The organism is Pseudomonas deceptionensis (assembly GCF_900106095.1).
Taxonomy (GTDB): domain Bacteria; phylum Pseudomonadota; class Gammaproteobacteria; order Pseudomonadales; family Pseudomonadaceae; genus Aquipseudomonas; species Aquipseudomonas deceptionensis.
In genome coordinates this window covers 4,040,198-4,057,976 of the sequence record NZ_FNUD01000002.1, presented here as the reverse complement: position 1 = coordinate 4,057,976, position 17,779 = coordinate 4,040,198, and the positions used below count along the sequence as shown (strand labels likewise).

13 protein-coding genes are annotated in these 17,779 nt (G+C 62.6%); all 13 read right to left on the bottom strand.

Translation table 11 applies throughout. The features are described from left to right. Positions 1–1,453: 1,453 nt before the first annotated feature. Complete coding sequence (locus tag BLW11_RS18640) at positions 1,454–3,802, bottom strand: tetratricopeptide repeat protein (protein WP_048360948.1); 2,349 nt, start codon at positions 3,800–3,802, stop codon at positions 1,454–1,456. Positions 3,803–3,824: 22 nt separating this feature from the next. Then, the gene (locus BLW11_RS18635; protein ID WP_048360949.1) at positions 3,825–6,323 is read right to left on the bottom strand and encodes a spermidine synthase; all 2,499 of its coding nucleotides are present in this window, start codon (positions 6,321–6,323) and stop codon (positions 3,825–3,827) included. A 173-nt stretch (positions 6,324–6,496) separates the two neighbouring features. Further along, positions 6,497–8,083 carry an arylsulfatase gene (locus BLW11_RS18630; RefSeq protein WP_048360950.1) on the bottom strand — a complete coding sequence of 529 codons (1,587 nt, stop codon included), beginning with the start codon at positions 8,081–8,083 and terminating at the stop codon, positions 6,497–6,499. Between the two features lie 72 nt (positions 8,084–8,155). Beyond that, a complete protein-coding gene (locus BLW11_RS18625; protein WP_048360951.1) occupies positions 8,156–9,169 on the bottom strand; it encodes an HAD family hydrolase in 1,014 nt (337 codons plus the stop codon). Between the two features lie 92 nt (positions 9,170–9,261). Then, complete coding sequence (locus tag BLW11_RS18620) at positions 9,262–10,314, bottom strand: BatD family protein (protein WP_053069568.1); 1,053 nt, start codon at positions 10,312–10,314, stop codon at positions 9,262–9,264. After that, the gene (locus BLW11_RS18615; protein ID WP_048360952.1) at positions 10,311–11,915 is read right to left on the bottom strand and encodes a VWA domain-containing protein; all 1,605 of its coding nucleotides are present in this window, start codon (positions 11,913–11,915) and stop codon (positions 10,311–10,313) included. Before BLW11_RS18615 ends, BLW11_RS18620 begins: the two co-directional genes overlap by 4 nt. Position 11,916: 1 nt before the next feature. Then, positions 11,917–12,909: a vWA domain-containing protein gene (locus tag BLW11_RS18610; protein ID WP_048360953.1), complete on the bottom strand. Its 993-nt coding sequence runs from the start codon at positions 12,907–12,909 to the stop codon at positions 11,917–11,919. Continuing rightward, positions 12,896–13,384: a DUF4381 domain-containing protein gene (locus tag BLW11_RS18605; RefSeq protein WP_048360954.1), complete on the bottom strand. Its 489-nt coding sequence runs from the start codon at positions 13,382–13,384 to the stop codon at positions 12,896–12,898. The genes BLW11_RS18610 and BLW11_RS18605 overlap by 14 nt, the downstream gene beginning before the upstream one ends. After that, complete coding sequence (locus BLW11_RS18600) at positions 13,381–14,331, bottom strand: DUF58 domain-containing protein (protein ID WP_048360955.1); 951 nt, start codon at positions 14,329–14,331, stop codon at positions 13,381–13,383. Before BLW11_RS18600 ends, BLW11_RS18605 begins: the two co-directional genes overlap by 4 nt. Positions 14,332–14,342: 11 nt before the next feature. Then, positions 14,343–15,323 carry an AAA family ATPase gene (locus tag BLW11_RS18595; RefSeq protein ID WP_048360956.1) on the bottom strand — a complete coding sequence of 327 codons (981 nt, stop codon included), beginning with the start codon at positions 15,321–15,323 and terminating at the stop codon, positions 14,343–14,345. 24 nt (positions 15,324–15,347) lie between these two features. Beyond that, on the bottom strand, positions 15,348–15,878 hold the full coding sequence (locus BLW11_RS24130; RefSeq protein ID WP_048360957.1) for a hypothetical protein: 531 nt from the start codon (positions 15,876–15,878) through the stop codon (positions 15,348–15,350). Beyond that, the gene (locus BLW11_RS18585) at positions 15,875–16,636 is read right to left on the bottom strand and encodes a DUF2092 domain-containing protein (protein WP_048360958.1); all 762 of its coding nucleotides are present in this window, start codon (positions 16,634–16,636) and stop codon (positions 15,875–15,877) included. Before BLW11_RS18585 ends, BLW11_RS24130 begins: the two co-directional genes overlap by 4 nt. Before the next feature lie 11 nt (positions 16,637–16,647). Next, complete coding sequence (locus tag BLW11_RS18580; protein WP_048360959.1) at positions 16,648–17,556, bottom strand: transporter; 909 nt, start codon at positions 17,554–17,556, stop codon at positions 16,648–16,650. Positions 17,557–17,779: the final 223 nt, after the last annotated feature.

The following is a 17,779-nucleotide window of genomic DNA, read 5'->3' as shown; positions in this document are numbered from 1 at the left end:
CATCGCGTGGCTATACAGCAAAAGCCAAGGCAATGATCAGACTTGAAACAGCCCCCTTTTTTGTGGGAGCGAGCCTGCTCGCGAAGCAGGCGACGCGCTCTGTCTGGCCAACCGCAGTGATGCCTTCGCGAGCAGGCTCGCTCCCACCGCGGATTGGAGGCGTCACAGATCCCGCCACCAAACAGGCCACCCCCATAACAGCCCCTGCGCTCGGCCTTCTGTGAGGGGCACTCGTGCCGTTTGGACAATCGCGTGGCTATACAGCAAAAGCCAAGGCAATAATCAGACTTGAAACAGCACCCTTTTTATGTGGGAGCGAGCCTGCTCGCGAAGCAGGCGACGCGCTCTATCTGGCCAACCGCAGTGATGCCTTCGCGAGCAGGCTCGCTCCCACAGCGGATTGGAGGCGTCACAGATCCTGCCACCAAACAGGCCACCCCCATAACAGCCCCTGCGCTCGGCCTTCTGTGAGGGGCACTCGTGCCGTTTGGACAATCGCGTGGCTATACAGCAAAAGCCAAGGCAATAATCAGACTTGAAACAGCACCCTTTTTTTGTGGGAGCGAGCCTGCTTGCGAAGCAGGCGACGCGCTCTGTCTGGCCAACCGCAGTGATGCCTTCGCGAGCAGGCTCGCTCCCACAGCGGATTGGAGGAGTCACAGATCCCGCCACCAAACAGGCCACCCCCATAACAGCCTCTGCGCTCGGCCTTCTTTGAGGGGCGCTCGTGTCGTTTGGACCATCGCGTGGCTATACAGCAAAAGCCAAGGCAATGATCAGACTTGAAACAGCACCCTTTTTATGTGGGAGCGAGCCTGCTCGCGAAGCAGGCGACGCGCTCTGTCTGGCCAACCGCAGTGATGCCTTCGCGAGCAGGCTCGCTCCCACAGCGGATTGGAGGCGTCCCAGATCCCGCCACCAAACAGGCCACCCCCATAACAGCCCCTGGGTTCGGTCTTCTTTGAGGGGCGCTCGTGTCGTTTGGACAATCGCGTGGCTATACAGCAAAAGCCAAGGCAATAATCAGCCTTGAAACAGCACCCTTTTTTTGTGGGAGCGAGCCTGCTCGCGAAGCAGGCGACGCGCTCTGTCTGGCCAACCGCAGTGATGCCTTCGCGAGCAGGCTCGCTCCCACAGCGGATTGGAGGCGTCACAGATCCCGCCACCAAACAGGCAACCCCCATAACAGCCCCTGGGTTCGGTCTTCTTTGAGGGGCGCTCGTGTCGTTTGGACAATCGCGTGGCTATACAGCAAAAGCCAAGGCAATGATCAGACCTGAAACAGCCCCCTTTTTATGTGGGAACGAGCCTGCTCGCGAAGCAGGCGACGCGCTCTGTCTGGCCAACCGCAGTGATGCCTTCGCGAGCAGGCTCGCTCCCACAGCGGGGTGAATAACTGCAATATTGAGTGGCAGCGGCTACACGTTTTACGTACCCCGCCGCTTAGCACCCATCACTTCAACGCCACATCGTGCGGGTTGATCTTTTTCCAGGCCTGCAGCACCGCCTGCGCCTTGGGTTCCTGGCCGCTGTCGAGGTAGAACTGGATCAACGACAGCCGCGCATCACGGTTTGAAGGCTGGCGTTTGAGCAGGTCTTCAAGTTGCGCGCAGGCTTTATCCACCTCACCACTTTCGTGCAGTGCCACCGCCAGCACATAGCGGTATTGCGCACTCTCGGGTTCCAGTTTCACCGCCTTTTGCAACGCGGCCATGGCCTGTGCCGGCTGGCCTGCGCGGATCAGCGCCAAGCCCTGGGTGTGTTGCAGCAGCGCCGCGTCAGGGTGTTCCTTGATCCCGTCGCCGAGCAGGGTTTTGGCCTCGACGCTGCGACCACTGGCCTCCAGCCATTGGGCCAGGGTCACCAGTGCCGGGAAGAAGTCCGGATCTCTGAGCAGGGCGGCCCGCAGCTTGGGCTCGACCTCGGCATTGCGGCCGCTGGCCTGATACAGCATGGCCAGGTTGAGATTGGATTCGGCCCGCTCGGCCAGGCTCAGTTGCACCGCCTCGTACTCGCCGATGGCCTTCTCCCAAGCGCCTTGCGCCGCACCCAGACCATTGCGTGACGCCCCCAGCAGGTTGCGCGCAGCGATGATGCGCACCGCACGCACGCTGTCATTGAGCAGCGGTGTCAGCAGCGGCTGACGCTCGGCCGGTGGCAGGAATGCACTCACGGCCCGCACGGCACTTTCACGGACTTGCGGCGCCGGGTCGTTGAGGTCTTTGCTGGCCAGCTTCAAGGCCGATTCACTGGGGTAGCCCGCCAGTTCGGCCAATAACGTCGCCCGTTGAATCGCCGGCAGATTGCTGCGTTGCAACTGCTCGTACAACGCCTGCGCTGCGCCGGGTTGGCCGCCGCGGATCAGCCACAGGCTTTCGTCGTAGCGGGCGGCCTGGGGCGCGTCATGGGCGGTCCAGAGTTTGAATTGCTCGGTCACCTTGTCTCCCGCCTTGCCCTGGTGGCAGGTCAGGCAGGCATCCGGGGTACCGAGGGTCTTGGCCCGTACCGGGTTGGGCAGGCTGAAACTGTGGTCATGGCGAAAGTCATTGCCCATGTACAGCTTGCCGGGCATATGGCAATCCACGCACTGGGAACCGGGCTTGCCCTCGGTGTGCCGATGGTGCTCCACCGAGTCGTAGTTTTTGGCCTGTAGTCCCTTGTCATCGATGCCGGGGATCGCGGCCTTGCCTGCGGGGTTGTGGCATTGCAGGCAGACGCCATTGCCCGGTGCCTTGAGCTCGTTGCTGTGGGGGTTGTGGCAGTTGCTGCAGCGCACGCCCTTGTCGAACATTTTGCTTTGGGCAAAGGAGCCATGTTCGAACACCTCATCCTTGATTTTGCCGTCCAGGGCATACAGTTCGCGGGTGAGTACGCTGGGCAGGTAGTCGTCCATCAAGCGCTTGCCAACGGTAAAACCATCGCCCAGGGGCGCGCGGCGGGCATGGCAGCGGGCGCAGGTTTCGATCTCTGCGGTGGCGTCCTTGCTGTTGAGGTCGACGTCGAAACCGGCATGGGGCAGATCGCTTTTACCGGCCACTGCCTGCAGGTGATTGGAGGCCGGGCCGTGGCACGCCTGGCAACCGACGCCAAGGCTGTTCCATTGGCTGTTGAAGCTGTTGGTCGCGGCATCGAAGTTGCGCTTGTAGCCGGTGGTGTGGCATTCGACGCACATAAAGTTGGCGTTCTGGCTGGGCTTGCTCCAGTGCAGCGGGTTCTTGAAGTTCACTCCCTGGCCCGGGTACAGGTGGAACCAGCCTTTTTTCTCGGTATCCCATGCGATGCCCAGCGCCTGCAATTTGCCGTCGCCGACGTCGATCAAGTACTGCTGCAACGGGGCGATGCCGAAGGTGTAGGCCACCTTAAAGTCAGCAGGCTTGCCGTCTGCGCCCGGGGTGTTGACCCAGAACTCGTTGTTCTGGCGATAGAAGCGGGTGCGTTCACCCTCGCTTTTGAACTGGACGTTATCGAAGTTGGCCAGCACGGTTTGCGGGTCGGCCTGCTGCATGGCGAGCTGGTGATGCGAGCCTTGCCAGTCCTTGACTTGAGCGCTGTGGCAACCCTGGCATTGCTGCTCATCGACCATGTTCGCGGGCGCCGCTTTGGGTATCACGGGGGCTGCCACTACGGCCACCGCCGGCTCATGGGCCAGCGGTGCCGCGGGTTGCGGGCGATTGAGGAAAAACCACAACCCCGCGACCACCACCAGCAACGCGGCGATGATCACGGGGAACAGGTAACGGCTCATCAGGGTAGGGCGCAAATCAGGTTGGTCAGGTGAGGCTTTATTTTTAGTATTGGGCATTACGACTTCCGTATCTGATTAACTATCTTTCGCCGACAAACCATCGGTAATACGGGTTGGCGCCATCACCGCGGATGACTTCACGGATGTCGCGGCCCCAGGCTTCGCGATCGCCATCATAGGCGTGCAGGCTGGAGCGGTAAAACTGCATCAGACGCTGTTGGTGAATATTCATCCGCTCGACAAAAGCCGGGTCGGCATTGATCAGCGGCAACGGTTGGCGCAGGTCAAGCAGCGCCGGGAGCACCCGGCTGATTTCCTTGGCGCGCACCCAGGGTGCGTACTCGATATGGGGTTGGTCGTCGGTCACGGCAGGGGCGTCGGCGGCAAAGCGTTCCAGGCCCTGGCGATCGGTCACCCAGGTGGCCAGCATCGCCGCCGCCGAGGCTACGCCGACATCCTGCAAGGCATCGCGCACGCCGGGTTGTTCGAAGCGGGCGCTGATGCGGGCAGCGTCCAGCTCAATCGGCTCCAGGGAGCCCACCAGCAGCATTTCGTGAAACTCGCTGGTCCACAGCGTGGCGTAGGGGAACACGTCGAGAAAACTGCGCACCAGCGAGCGCGAGTCGTCGATGTTTTGCGTCGGCAATGGCAGCCATTGCGCGACCAGGCCTTTGGGTTGCAGGCGTTCTGCGGCCAGTTGGTAGAAGTCCCGCGAGTACAGGTTGACCACGCCGGCAGCGGAGGGCGGTGGTGGTTCGAGAGTGATCAGGTCATAGCGTTGTTGGCTGCGCAGCAGTTCCTGACGGCCATCGCGCAAGCGCACCTGCAGGCCCGGGTCGTTTGCGGCGTTGAAGTTGCCCTTGAACAGCGAAGCGGCGCTGACCACCGAGGGCAACAGCTCCGCCACCACCCGCTGTTCCAGTTGCGGATAGCGCAGCAGTGCGCCCGCCGTGATGCCTGTGCCGAAACCGATCACCAGTGCCGAGCGGGGCTCGCCGTTGTGGATCAGCAGCGGCAGCAAGGCCTGGATGCGCATGTAGCGCAGCGAAGGCATGGCGTCGCCGGTGTTGGACACGCCCTGAATGTACAAACGGTGAAAGGCGCGTTCGCCCTTGCCCTGGGTCACGACGGCGACAGTGCCACCGCGGCCTTCTTCATAGAACGCCAGCTCGGCGTTGCGCGCCCCTGGCAGCAGGCTGGCAAGACGGTCAACGGGTGTCAGCCAGGCCACCAGCAGCGCCGCCAGACCGACCGCGATCACCGCCTGGCGGCGACCTTTTTTCACCCCGTGCCCCTGGCGCACCGCCACATAACCTACGGTGGCGGCGATGATCGCCAGCAGCCCCAGGGTGCGCACCAGTCCCAGCAGCGGAATCAACACAAAGCCGCACAGTGCAACCCCGACAATCCCGCCCAGGGTGTTGAACGCCACCACCGCACCGACATCGCGCCCCACCCGGTGCGGGCCCACGCACAGCCGCACGGCCAGCGGGAAGGCGGCGCCCAGCAGCACAGTAGGGACAAATACGATGCTCAGCGCGGCCACTGCGAAACGGCTGCTCATACCCAGCAGCACACTGCCGCCCATCGCCAGGGTGAGGGCTTCGGCCTGGGTTTGCAGAACGATTAGCCAGCGCCCGAGCAGGGCGATCTCCAGCAAGGCCACCAGGCCCGCGCCTGCGATTAGCAAGCCGAACAGGCCCCAGGGATCGCGGATGCGATCAACCCGGCGGGCCATCAGGCTGCTGCCGATAAACAACCCGGTCAGATAAGTCGCCAGCACCACGGCAAAGGCGTAGGTACGGGTACTCATGAATTGCACGATGGACTGCGACCACACCACTTCGTAACCCAGCGCCACGCCGCCGGCAATGGCATACAGCACCATGGCCAAACGTGCCGGGGTATGGGGTGTGGCCGGGGTTTTGGCCGGGGCGGCGGGGGTGGCACGATTGCGTTGCAGCAGGAGCGCACCCAGAGCGGCGACCAGGTTGAGCACGGCGGCGGCCATGGCGCTGCCACGCACGCCGAGGGTGGCGATCAGCACAAAGGCGGTGAGCAAGGTGCCGACAATGGCCCCGGCAGTGTTGGCGGCATACAGACGGCCACCGGCCCGGCCCAGGTGCTGCGGGTCAGCCGCCAGTGCGCGCATCAGTACCGGCAAGGTGCCGCCCATCAACAGCGCGGGCAGACCCACCAACAGCAAGGGTAAAAACCAGGCCAGCAGACCGATCTGCCGGTCGAGCCAGGCGAACGGCGCGGCGGCCATGCTCAGCCCCAGAGTGGCACCAACCCCCAGCAGTGCCACGCCGATCTCAAGACCTGCGTACAGCAGCAGGGGTTTGCCCAGACGGTCGGCAAAACGGCCAAACAGCAGCCCGCCCAGTGCCAGACCTGCAAAGAAAGCACTGATGCCGGTGGTGATGGCGTACACCTCGACGCCGATCACCAGGGACAGTTGCTTGATCCAGATAACTTGATAAATCAGCGCTGCGGCGCCGGAGATGAAGAGCAACAAGGCAGGCATTAATACCGTTGTGCGAGGGGCAGTCTGAGACGCGGAGAGGGCTAACGGCATTGCGCAGGGCCTTGTGCAGAAAGAATTCGGATGGAGCGCATAACGATAAGAAGTCCCTCACCCTAACCCTCTCCAGGGAGGAGAGGGAACCGAAGGCAGAAGCTGATGTGCGCAACATCACACATCAGCGCTCTTTCCCTGCGGGAGAGGGGTGAGGGTTGGTTTTACACGGCTTACTGCGCCGGCTGGTTCTTCATTTTTTCAGCGATCTTGGCGTCTACGGCAGCACGCACCTGGTCGACACTGAAGCTGGCCGGTTTTTGGCTCGGCGGGTAGTCGACGAAAGTTTCGAGGAACTTGGCCGCTTTCATTGTAGCCACGCCGGTCAGGTAAACGTTTTTGGTGGCCCAGTCGTAATACTGGTCAGACACGATGTCCGCACGTTCGAACGGGTCCATGCGCAGGTTGAAGATTTTCGGTACCCGCAGGCACACGAAAGGCTCGCTCCACACTTTGAAGCCGCCCGGTTCACGTTGTTCGCAGAACACGGCTTTCCAGTTGTCAAAGCGCATCGACACCAGCATGCCGTCATCGTTGAAGTAGTAGAACTCGTGACGCTCACCTTTAGGCTGTTGACCGGTCAGGTACGGCAGTTGGTTGTAACCGTCCAGATGCACCTTGAAGTTGGTGCCGCCGGCTACCGGGGCCCAGCCCTTGAGCAGCTTGCCTTTGACGTCTGTGTCGCCTGCCACGGCGAGCAGGGTCGGGAACCAGTCCATGCCCGAGAACATCTCGTTGCTGACTTCGCCCGGCTTGATCTTGCCCGGCCAGCGAACCATCGCCGGTACGCGGTAAGCGCCTTCCCAGTTGGAGTTTTTCTCGTTACGGAACGGCGTGGTGGCCGCGTCCGGCCAGGAGAACTGGTTCGGCCCGTTATCGGTGGTGTAGACCACGATGGTGTTGTCGGTCAGTTTCAGGTCGTCGAGGGTTTTGAGCAGCTTGCCGACATCGCCGTCATGCTCAAGCATGCCATCGGCGTAGTCGTTGCCGGGCATACCACTCTGGCCCTTCATGGAATCGCGCACGTGGGTAAACAAGTGCATGCGCGTAGTGTTCATCCAGACGAAAAAAGGCTTGTCGGCTTTGGCCTGCTTTTCGATGAACGCTTGTGCGGCTGCCGTCGTTTCGTCGTCGATGGTTTCCATGCGCTTGGCAGTCAGGGCGCCGGTGTCTTCAATCTTGCCGTCGGCAAAACTGTGGATCACGCCACGGGGCGAAGCTGTTTTGACGAAATCAGGGTCGTCTTTTGGCCAGTAAGGGCGCTCGGGTTCTTCCTCGGCATTGAGGTGGTACAGGTTGCCGAAGAACTCGTCAAAACCATGGTTGGTCGGCAGGTATTCGTCGCGGTCCCCCAGGTGGTTTTTACCGAATTGCGCGGTGGCATAGCCTTGGGACTTGAGCGCCTGGGCAATGGTGATATCACGTTTTTGCAGGCCCACCGGCGCGCCCGGTACGCCCACCTTGGACAAGCCGGTGCGCAGCGGTGTCTGCCCGGTGATGAACGAGGAGCGGCCAGCGGTGCAGCTGTTCTCCGCGTAGTAGTCGGTGAACATCATGCCTTCTTTGGCAATCCGGTCGATGTTGGGGGTTTTGTAGCCCACCACACCCATGGAATAGGCGCTGATATTGGACTGGCCAATGTCATCGCCAAAGATCACCAGGATGTTGGGTTTTTCGGCGGCAACAGCGGTGGCGGTTAAGGCCATCACCGAAGCCGCCACCAGGGCGATTTGGGGTAACCACGTGGGAATTCGAGCCATGCAACGTACTCCTTGTTAGCTTGAGTCGCTTAGCGCGACCAACGTTTAGTGCAATCCTGACTGCCGTTTTTTTTATTGCGGGTGCTGTGTGCCGGTGGACTCAAATGGGTAAATCTGCCGCCATTCGGTTGCCATATCGACAATAGTCCAGTCTTGCTTTTTTGCTTCATCGAGGGCCTTGTCCAGGCGCCCTATTTTGGAGTCCTTGTCATACGCCCACTCGCGCTTGGCGTCGGTGTGGTGCACCAGCCCCATAAAGTGCGGGCCAGCGCCTGCCGCGGTCCATTGCAACATTTGCAGGTCGCCGTCTGAGTTGCCGAAGGCCAGGATCGGCCGGCGGCCAATCACGCTGTCGATGCTCACCGGTTTGCCGGGACCGTCATCGTTGTGGGCGATTTTGGCGGTGCGCAGAATGGATGGCTTGCCGTCCTTGAGCTGGTACTCGGTGACAAACGTGGACCCGATCACGTGTTCCGGCGGGATGCCGTACACCTCTTCGGCAAACACGCGCATAAACCCGGTGTCGCCACCCGAAACCATGTACGGGGTGAAGCCCTGGCCGCGCAGGTAGTCGAGCACTTCCAGCATTGGCTTGTAGACCATCTCGGTGTAGGGCTTGCCGGTGGTGGGGTGGCGGGCCGTGCTCAGCCAGCGCTGGACGTTGTCGCGAAACTCATCAGTGGTGAGCCCGGCGTGGGTGGCCATGAAAATTTTCAGCAGGCCTTCCATGCCGCCTTCTGCCAGGGCTTTGTGGTCATTCTCGATCACCGCCTTGAATGGTTGCTGGTCTTTCCACTCCGGGTGCTGGGCGGCCATGCGCTTGATTTCGTCGAAGGCGAAAAGCTCTTCGAAGTAACCCGGTTGCTCGCTCCACAACGTGCCGTCGTTGTCGAATACGGCAATCCGCGCTTCGGGTTGTACAAAGCCTTTGTTGTTCGGAGCAGTGACCGTCTGCACAAACTCGATGATGCTTTTTTTCGCCGGGCCGTCGTTCCAGGACGGCAGCGGATCTGCCGCTTGCGCGAACAGGGGCAGGGCAAACAGCAAGGCCGTCAGCGCTTTTGTAAATGCTCTGTTGCCGGTCAAGGGCCTCTTGTAGCAGCCCCGTAGGGAGCGAGCCTGCTCGCCAAGGTCGTTCGCGAGCAGGCTCGCTCCCATGGCTACTGGTTTTGATGTATTCATTCTTGGAAGTCCTTTTCATGACCAGGATTAAGTGGGCGCAAACCATAGGTTTTGCGTGGAGGTCGCGTGCGTAGCCAGTGGTTGACCTCGCTCAAACCGTGCTGCAACCGGCGGCGGGTCATATAGCCGATGCCTGCCAGCAGCAGGATTGAGCCCAGGAACAACAGCGATCCGGGGATGTGCAGCCGGGTCGGTTGCCCCAGCTGTTCAAGGTCGCGGGTGATGGAAAACACCGGGCTGTCGCCGCTGTTGGCTGTGGCCTTGAAGCTGAACCCGGGTACCTGGCTGACCTGCACCTTGCGGTTCACGCTGTCCCACCATTTGACGCTGATCGCCGGCAGGGTGAAGTCGCCTTCGCGCTCGATGCGATAACTCACGCGGTCGATGCGTTGCCCGCCGATAAAGCTGCCACGGCCGTCGTCCAGATTGCGCACTTGCGGGGTTTTCGGGTAAGCACTGAGCCCTTGGAGGGTGCCCAGCGCAGGCGTTGGCAAGGACAGGCCGGGGGTGTTGTCCGCTTGTAGCGTCAGTGTGCGACTGAGGCTGTCACCGACCTTGAACGGGCCGGCATTGGGGCTGATGGTTTGGCTAAAGCGCAGTGCGCTGGCCACCAGCACCGGCTCGCCGGGGCTGAAGCCGCTCGGCAGGCTGGCGCGGAACTGCATCGCCGGTGTTTGCGCCGACAGCTCATGGCTGGCCTGGGCCGGGGTTGCCCGCACGGTGAAAGGGGGGATGGCAAAGCCCTGCGCCAGGTTCGCGGTGATGCGGTAGGTGTAGCGCAGACCGGTCAAGGTCTGGCCGTGCAGGGTTTGTGTGAGGTGCTGGGCTTCGGCATTGGGCGGCAAGATATCGGTGCCGCGGATCGACAGCTCCGGCAGCGTCGCGGCGCTGGTGAACCAGGTGTTGGTCAGCACATCGACTTGCAGCTGCAAGGGTTCGCCGACCACCACTGCGTCACCCGGCACGAGGCGGGTTTGCACCAGCAACTGCGGCTCATCAGCCCAGGCCAGGGCGCTGAACAGCAGCAAGGTCAAGCCCAGGCGCTTCATGGCGCCACCTTCGGTTGCTGTGCGGTCTGGTCCTGCAGGCTGAATTTCTGGCGCAGGAAGTTGGCCGGGGACGTGGTGAGGTTTTGCAGCCATTGCTCGTCGCTGGCCGCTTGCAGGGTTTGCAGCGGCTTGCTTTGGCCCTTGCCCGGTTGCTTGTCGAACTTGATCGCGTCGGGTTTGACCTCGGGGGTGTTTTGCTCGGCGCTGTCGGTGTCTTTCAACAGGGCCAGTGCCAGGGCCAGGTTGGCGCTGGCTTCGGGGAACTGCGGTTGCAAGGTCAGCGCCTGGCGGTAGGCGGCAATCGCTTGCTCGAACTTGAAGCGGCGCACGTAGATATTGCCCAGATAGAAGTACGCCTGGGGGGTGTCCAGTTGCGCAAAGCTGGCCAGTGCCAGGTCGAAATCGGCGGCGTTGTAGGCGGCGATGCCTTTCCAGTAAGGGTCGACGAACAGCTCGGCCGCTGCCGGGTAATGCTGATGTTCAAAGGCCCAGCGCCCTTGCTGGTCACGGGTGAAAAAGGCATCGGTCAGGGCATCGGTCAGGGCGTTGGCCTCAGCGGGTGCCGGCTGCAGGGCCAGGCCTGCGCCCAGCACCAGCACGGCGTTCCAGTTCAGGCTCCAGCCACGGCGCACCGAGAAAAACGCGATCAACAGCAGTGGCCCGCACAGCCAGTAGCCTGCGTCTTTCCATTGCAGTTCGCGCTGTTCATCGCTGGCAGCCTGAAAGTGCTGCCGGGCGTGGCCCTCGATCCAGTCCAGATCGTCATCATTGATGGTCAGGCTGCCCAGCGGCGCATCGGTGGCGGCGGCCAGTTGCTTGAGTGCGGCGCTGTCGAAGCTGCCCAGCTCCGGGCGGCCATTGCTGTCGGTGCGCGGCTGGCCGCTGGCATCGCGGATGATCCCGCCATTGGCGCTGCCCACGGCCAGTACCAGCACTTGCAGGGCGCTGCCTTGCAGCAGTGGTTTGAGGCTGTCCAGCTGAGCGGTGTCGGCGCCGTCGGTGATCAGCAGCAAAGTGCCGGGGGCTTTCTCGGCTTGCAGCAGACGCTTGGCCTGTTCGATCACTGCCGCCACATTTTTGCCGGGGAGGGCGATCAGGTCAGTGCCCAGGGCCTGGATGAAACTGTCCAGCAACGCCGGGTCGTCGGTGGCGGGCAATACCAGGTGCGCGCTGCCTGCATAGGCAATCAAGGCCGTGCGTGCGCCGCTGCGCCGGGCGATCAGGTCGTGGAGTTTGTGTTTGGCGGCTTCCAGGCGCGTCGGTTGCACATCGCTGGCGTCCATCGACGGTGACAAATCCAGGGCGATGATCAGCGGGGCACGGTTTTGCAGGAACGCCGGGCGATCCTGTTCCCAGGTGGGCCCGGCCGCCGCGATGGCGCCAAGGATCAGCAAGGCGGCCGTCAAGTGTACCGGGCGCAGGCGGTGAGGGTCTTGCGGGGTGATCAGCAAGTGGGGCAGCAGATGCGGGGCAATTATCGCCCGCAAGCGGCGCTGCTGGTCATGGCTGCGGCGCCACAGCAACGGCAGCAGGGCGCCGAACACAGCCAGCAGCAGCCAGTACGGGCGCAGAAAGTGGAAGTCGCTGAGGTTGATCTCCATTTCAGACCTCCTGCCGGGTCGGGCGTTGATGCAGCCGCGAGGCCAGCAGCGCGCCCAGGTGATACAGCGCCAACAGGCTGATGGCCGCCGCCAGCGGCAACCAGAACAGGTCCCGCTTGGGTTGATGGCTCAGGGTTTTGACCTGGTGCGGGGTGATGCGGTCGAGGGTGGCGTATACCTGGTTCAGGCTGTCACGGTCTTCGGCGCGAAAGTACTGGCCGCCGGTGCTTTTGGCGATGCTTTGCAGGGCGGAGAGGTTGACCTTGGCTTCGCCTTCGGCATTCGGGTCGCCAATGCCGATGGTGTGAATCACCACGCCTTTGGCCGCTGCCATTGCGGCGGCACGGGTCGGGGGGATGGCGCTGTGGGTATCGTTGCCATCGGTGAGCAGGATCAGCACCTTTTCCGGCTCGTGGGCCTGGTCGAGCAGTTTGAGGCTCAGGCCAATGGCATCGCCGATGGCGGTGTTGGGCCCGGCCATGCCGATCCCGGTGTCTTCGAGCAGCAACGACAGGCTGGCGTGGTCAAGGGTCAGCGGCGCCTGGGGGTAGGCGCCGCTGCCGAACACGATCAGGCCGATGCGGTCGTCCTTGCGGCGCTGGATAAAGTCCTGCACCACCTGTTTGACGGCGGCCAGGCGGTTGATCTTTTGCCCGTTGGCGTCCGTAAAATCCGTGGTTTCCATCGATTGCGAGATGTCGATGGCCAGCATCAGATCGCGCACCGGCTGCTGGCGTTCGATGGGCTTTTCGACCCACACCGGTCTGGCTGCGGCCACCACCAGCAACGCCCACACCAACAGATTGAGCAGCAGTTGCCAGAGGTTATGCCGCGTGCCGGCGGCCTGTGGCGCCTGGTCAATGGCGCGGCTCATGGCGTTGAAAAACGGCACTCGCACTGCGCTGCGGGCCTCGCGGTACGCAGGCAGCCAGCGGTAGCCGAACCACGGCAAAGGCAGCAAAAGCAGCAACCAGGGGTAATCAAACTGCAACATGGTGTTGCTCCACCCAGCGTGTGCAGGTCTCGAACAGGTACTGGCGCTGGGTGTCCGGCAATGCCAGCAACTGGTCATCCGGGGCATAGGCCAGGAACGCCAGTTGCTCGCTGAAATCGTCTGGCAGCGGTTGCGGGCTGTGGCTGCGCAAAAAGCCTTGCCAGGCTGCCCCCTGCAACGGGCCAACAGCCTGTGGGGCCGGCATGGACAGGGCCACGCGCTTGAGCAGCGTGGGCAGCTCGCGCAGGGTGGCGATCGGGTCGTTGGCCGCGCGCAGCTGGGCCAAACGCTGCAAGGCCTCGCGCCGGTAGCGGTTACGCCGCCAAAGCCAGTAAGTGCGTGCGGCCCAGACCGCCAGCCCGGCCAGCACAACCCCCAGCAACGCCCACCAGCCCCAGGTCTGCGGCATGTAACTGACGGGCGCAGGCAAGGCCAGGTTTTGCAGTTGATCGATGCTGGGGATGGGAGTGCTCATCGACGCGGCCCGCCCAGTTTGCCCAGTTCAGTGCGCAGTTGGCTGTGGGCATCCAGCGCGGTGCTGAACATCATCAACGGCACCTGGCTGCGGCGCAGCAGGCTGGCGATGTCCTTGAAACGGCCGCTGAGAAAGTCTCCCAGGGGTTGGCGGATGTGCGGGTGCTGCACCGCCAGCTCCACTTGCAGTTGGCCCTGGGTCACCAGCAAGCGGCCGTTTTTGGGCAGGTCCAGCGCCAAGGGATCGTAGACCTGCATCGCGATCACATCGTTGTGCACCGCCAGTTGGCGCATCAGCTGCAGGGTGCGCGGGCCTGCACCGGCGAAATCGCTGATCAGGCAAATCAGGTGGTCATGACCGGCTACGGCAAGGCAGTGTTGCAGCACCTTGTCCAGCTGGTCGGCGTCTTCGCAGTCGGGTTGCGTGGCATTGAGCTGCTGGTTTTGCTGCACGATTTTGCTGCACAGCGCTTCGACCCGTTTGCGGCTGCGCAACGGGGCGATGCTGTCGATGCGCTGGTCGTTGAACACCAGCCCGCCGACCCGGTCGCCGGCGTTGAAAACCATCCACGCGGCCAATGCGCCCAGCTCGGCGGCGGTGGCGGATTTGAAGCTGTGGCTGGAGCCAAAAAACATCGACATGCGCTGATCGACCAGGATCAGCGCCGGGCGGTCGCGCTCTTCGGTAAAGGTGCGCACCACCGGTTTACCGGTGCGCAACGAGGCCCGCCAGTCGAGGTGGCGCAGGTCGTCACCGGGCTGGTAGCGGCGCAGCTCGTCGAAATTCAATCCACGGCCGCGCAAGCGCGAAGCATGGTTGCCCGAAAGGATGCTGCCCTGGGGTTGGCGGGCGACAAAACTCAACGCACGCGCCTTGAATTCCAGCGCCATCAATTGCGCCAGAGACACATACACCAATCCATCGGCGGCTTGCTGTGGAGCGTACATCGGCAAGCTCCTCAGGCCGGTATTGCGACTTTTTCGAGCAGTCGGTCGAGTACTTGATCGGCGCTGACGCCATCGGCCACTGCGTCGTAACTCAGTTGCAGGCGATGACGCAGCACTGGATGCACCACCGCGCGCACGTTATCGGGCGAAACGAATGCCTGACCGCGCAGCCAGGCGTCGGCCCGGGCGCAACGGTCCAGACCGATGCCGCCCCGGGGGCTGGCGCCGATGGCGATCCAGCGCGCCAGGTCAGGGTCGTAGTCGGCGGGGTGGCGGGTGGCGTTGATCAGGTCGATCAGGTAGCGGTCGATGGCGGGCGAAACGGCCACCGCACTGACTTCACGGCGGGCGGCGAAAATGGCCTCCTGGCCCAGGGCGAACCCCGGGGCAGTATCGGCCGTGGCGCCTTGCGCCTGTTCCTCGGCCCGCAGCATGCGCAACACTTGCGACTCGTGCGCAGGGTTGGGGTAGTCGAGCAATACCTTCATCAGAAAGCGGTCCATCTGCGCCTCGGGCAGCGGGTAGGTGCCTTCTTGCTCGATAGGGTTTTGGGTGGCCAGCACAATAAACAGCTCGGGCAATTGATGGCTGTTGCCGGCCACGGTGATTTGGCGTTCTTCCATGGCTTCCAGCAAGGCGGCCTGCACCTTGGCCGGGGCGCGGTTGATTTCGTCCGCCAGGATCAGGTTGCCGAACAGTGGGCCGGGCTGGAACATGATCTGGTTCTGTCCGTCGACCTGATGCAGCACCTCGGCACCGGTGATGTCCGAAGGCAACAGGTCGGGGGTGAACTGGATGCGGCTCATCTTGGCGTCCAGGTGTTTGGCCAGCGCCTTGACGGTACGGGTCTTGGCCAGCCCCGGCAGGCTTTCCAGCAACAGATGCCCGTTGGCCAGCAGGCCGACAATGATCTGGCGGATAACCTCATCCTGCCCCAGCACCGCTTCGGCGATGCTGGCTTGCAGGGCGTTTAGATCGTTGAGCGCTGTCATAAAGCATTCCTTGCTTGAGCACGATTACCAGGGGGCGGGGACCACCACAAACTGCACATTGCCGCCCACGTAACGCGGTTGGTACCAGGTGGGGCCACAGTGCTGATACGCCACATTGCTGGCCACCACCGACACGCAACCCGGCGGCACACTGGCCACTTGCGTACCGATGGCCAGCACCGTCGCCGTGGTTGCACCGATCACTGCGGCTGCGGCCCATGGGTGATACCAGTTATCCGGTGGCGGCGGTGGAGGGGGCGGCGGCGGTGGCATGGGCGGTGGCGGGTGAGGCCCGGGACCAGGGTAGGGGTGTGGCCCCGGCTGTGGTTGCGGATAAGGATGCGGCCCTGGCTGTGGATAGGGATGCGGCCCGGGTTGCGGATGCGGTTGTGGCTGCGGCATGGGGTGCGGGGCCGGCGGTGGATGGCCGCCGTTGTGGGGCACGACAAAGGTACGTGCGCCGCCCCCATTGCGCATTTGCCAGGCCTGGGCGATGGAGGTATGCAGCAGGCTGGCACTGAGCACGCCACACAGCAGCCAATGCATGCGCTTCATGGCTGTGCCTCCAGGCTGTACTTGTTGGGCGCCCACTGCAGGGGCACTTCTTGAGCGCCTGCGGGCGGTACGAACTCAAAGCTGCCGGCGTTGATCGGTGCGTTGAGTTGCCAGGTGTAGTCCACGCTGTGGCGGGGCTTTTCGGGGATGTCACGGCGGCTGATGGTCAGGCGGCAGGGCAGAGGTTGCTCCCCCTGGCGCAGCCACAACTGCCAGTCGATATCGTCCTGGCGCAAGGCGTAATGGTCGCAGCGCTGGCCGTCCAGGGTGTCGCTGCCAATCAGCACGGCGGACTTGAGCCCCACCTGCCGGGCGGTGCCGGCATTCCAGCGGAACAGGTCCGCCAGCGGCAATTCAATGCCGTAGCGCACGTCGAGCACGTCGATCAGCGCGTCAATGCTGGCAGGCGCCGGGGTGCGGGCGTAGTAGGTGCTGGGGCTCTGGTAGAGGGTGAAGGTCTTGCCGTTGTAATAGAGGCTGCGCCGCATGCCCTGGTCGTCAACCGAAACCATCAGCTTGTCAGGCTGTTGGGCCAGCAGTCGGGTGGCATGGTGAAATTCGATGGTCTGACCGTTTTCCAGCACCTGATCGGTCTGGCTGCGGGCCTCGACGCCGAACTGCTTGAGGCTGCGCAAATAGCTGCCCATCCGCTCCAGTGCCTGCAAGGCCCCGGGTTCAATGGCAACTGCATCGCCAGCCTGCGCCTGACCGGTAATTGCCAGGAGCAGGCCCAGCAAGGCGTGACGGAAGGGGGGCATGGGGGCGGCCTCTACCAGACGTACTGCATGCGAACCGTCCAGGTGGCGACATCGGGTGAGCCCGTGCGCTCCGCCACTGTGTCGGTGTATGCCAGCATGCCGCCGAACTGGGGCGACAGCATGAACCCCATACTGGCGCCTACCAGGGTGTTTTCCTGTTTGTTGTCCTGCCAGTCACCGTCGATTTTGGTTTCGCCGCCGCGGCTGTAAGTGGCATCCAGCGACGCCCACAACGCACGGTTGATGGTGTAGCTGTAGTGGCCTTCGACGGCATACAGCGGTTTTTGTTCGAGCTTTCTGTCGCCCTGGTAATCGTCGTTGTCACCGAACAGTGAAACCCAGGTATTGACCTCCAGCCACGTCGGGCCAAACGGTGTGCCGAAGCCCAGCTCCGGTTTGAACACCCAGCGGTTGGCACCGATATTGATCACCCGATTCTTGTCGTAATCTCCGGTTGGCGTGGTGACCCACACCGCACCCGTCAGGAAGGTTTCGGGCGTTGCCTTGGCAAACTCTTCCTTGGACAGGGCCGGGCCGCCAAAGATGTTGTGCACCAGTACCACCTGGGTGTCGCCCATGCCGCCGTTGTGCTTGGTGCCGCTGAAGTACCGCGCGTTGTCGAACGACGCCGAAAGGTCTGCATAGGGTTGCAGGATCTGGATTGCGCTGTTGCGGCCATCGACTGCGAATGAACGGGCAAGTCGCAGGATGTAAACGTCAGCATTGAGTGACAGGCCGTCTATGGGCAGCGAGGTATCAATAGGGGTGTTGGTGTCGACCCGGCTGTAGTAGCCAAACAGCATGTTCAAATCGGTTGGCAGGTTTTGCCAGTCTCGAGCGTTATCAGCCCAACCCATCAGCGGCACCATGGCCAGCGTAAGTGCGGTGTAACTGGCCTTTCGGGCGGTGGTCAACCCCATTGCATTGCTCCTTCAATCGCGTTTTGGCGTTTTTTGTCAAGTGGGGCAAAGGTGCTGACCCTATGTATCGTGTGGGAACTGTCTGATAACGCTAGCAGCAAACCGATGCTTCGCCAGGCGTGTAGCGAAGTGCTAGTAGGTTCTGTGCAGCACGTCACTGTTTGGCGACCAGCGGTAACTTGTGTGCGAAGGGAGGGCGGTGAAAATGAAACCGCGCTATCAG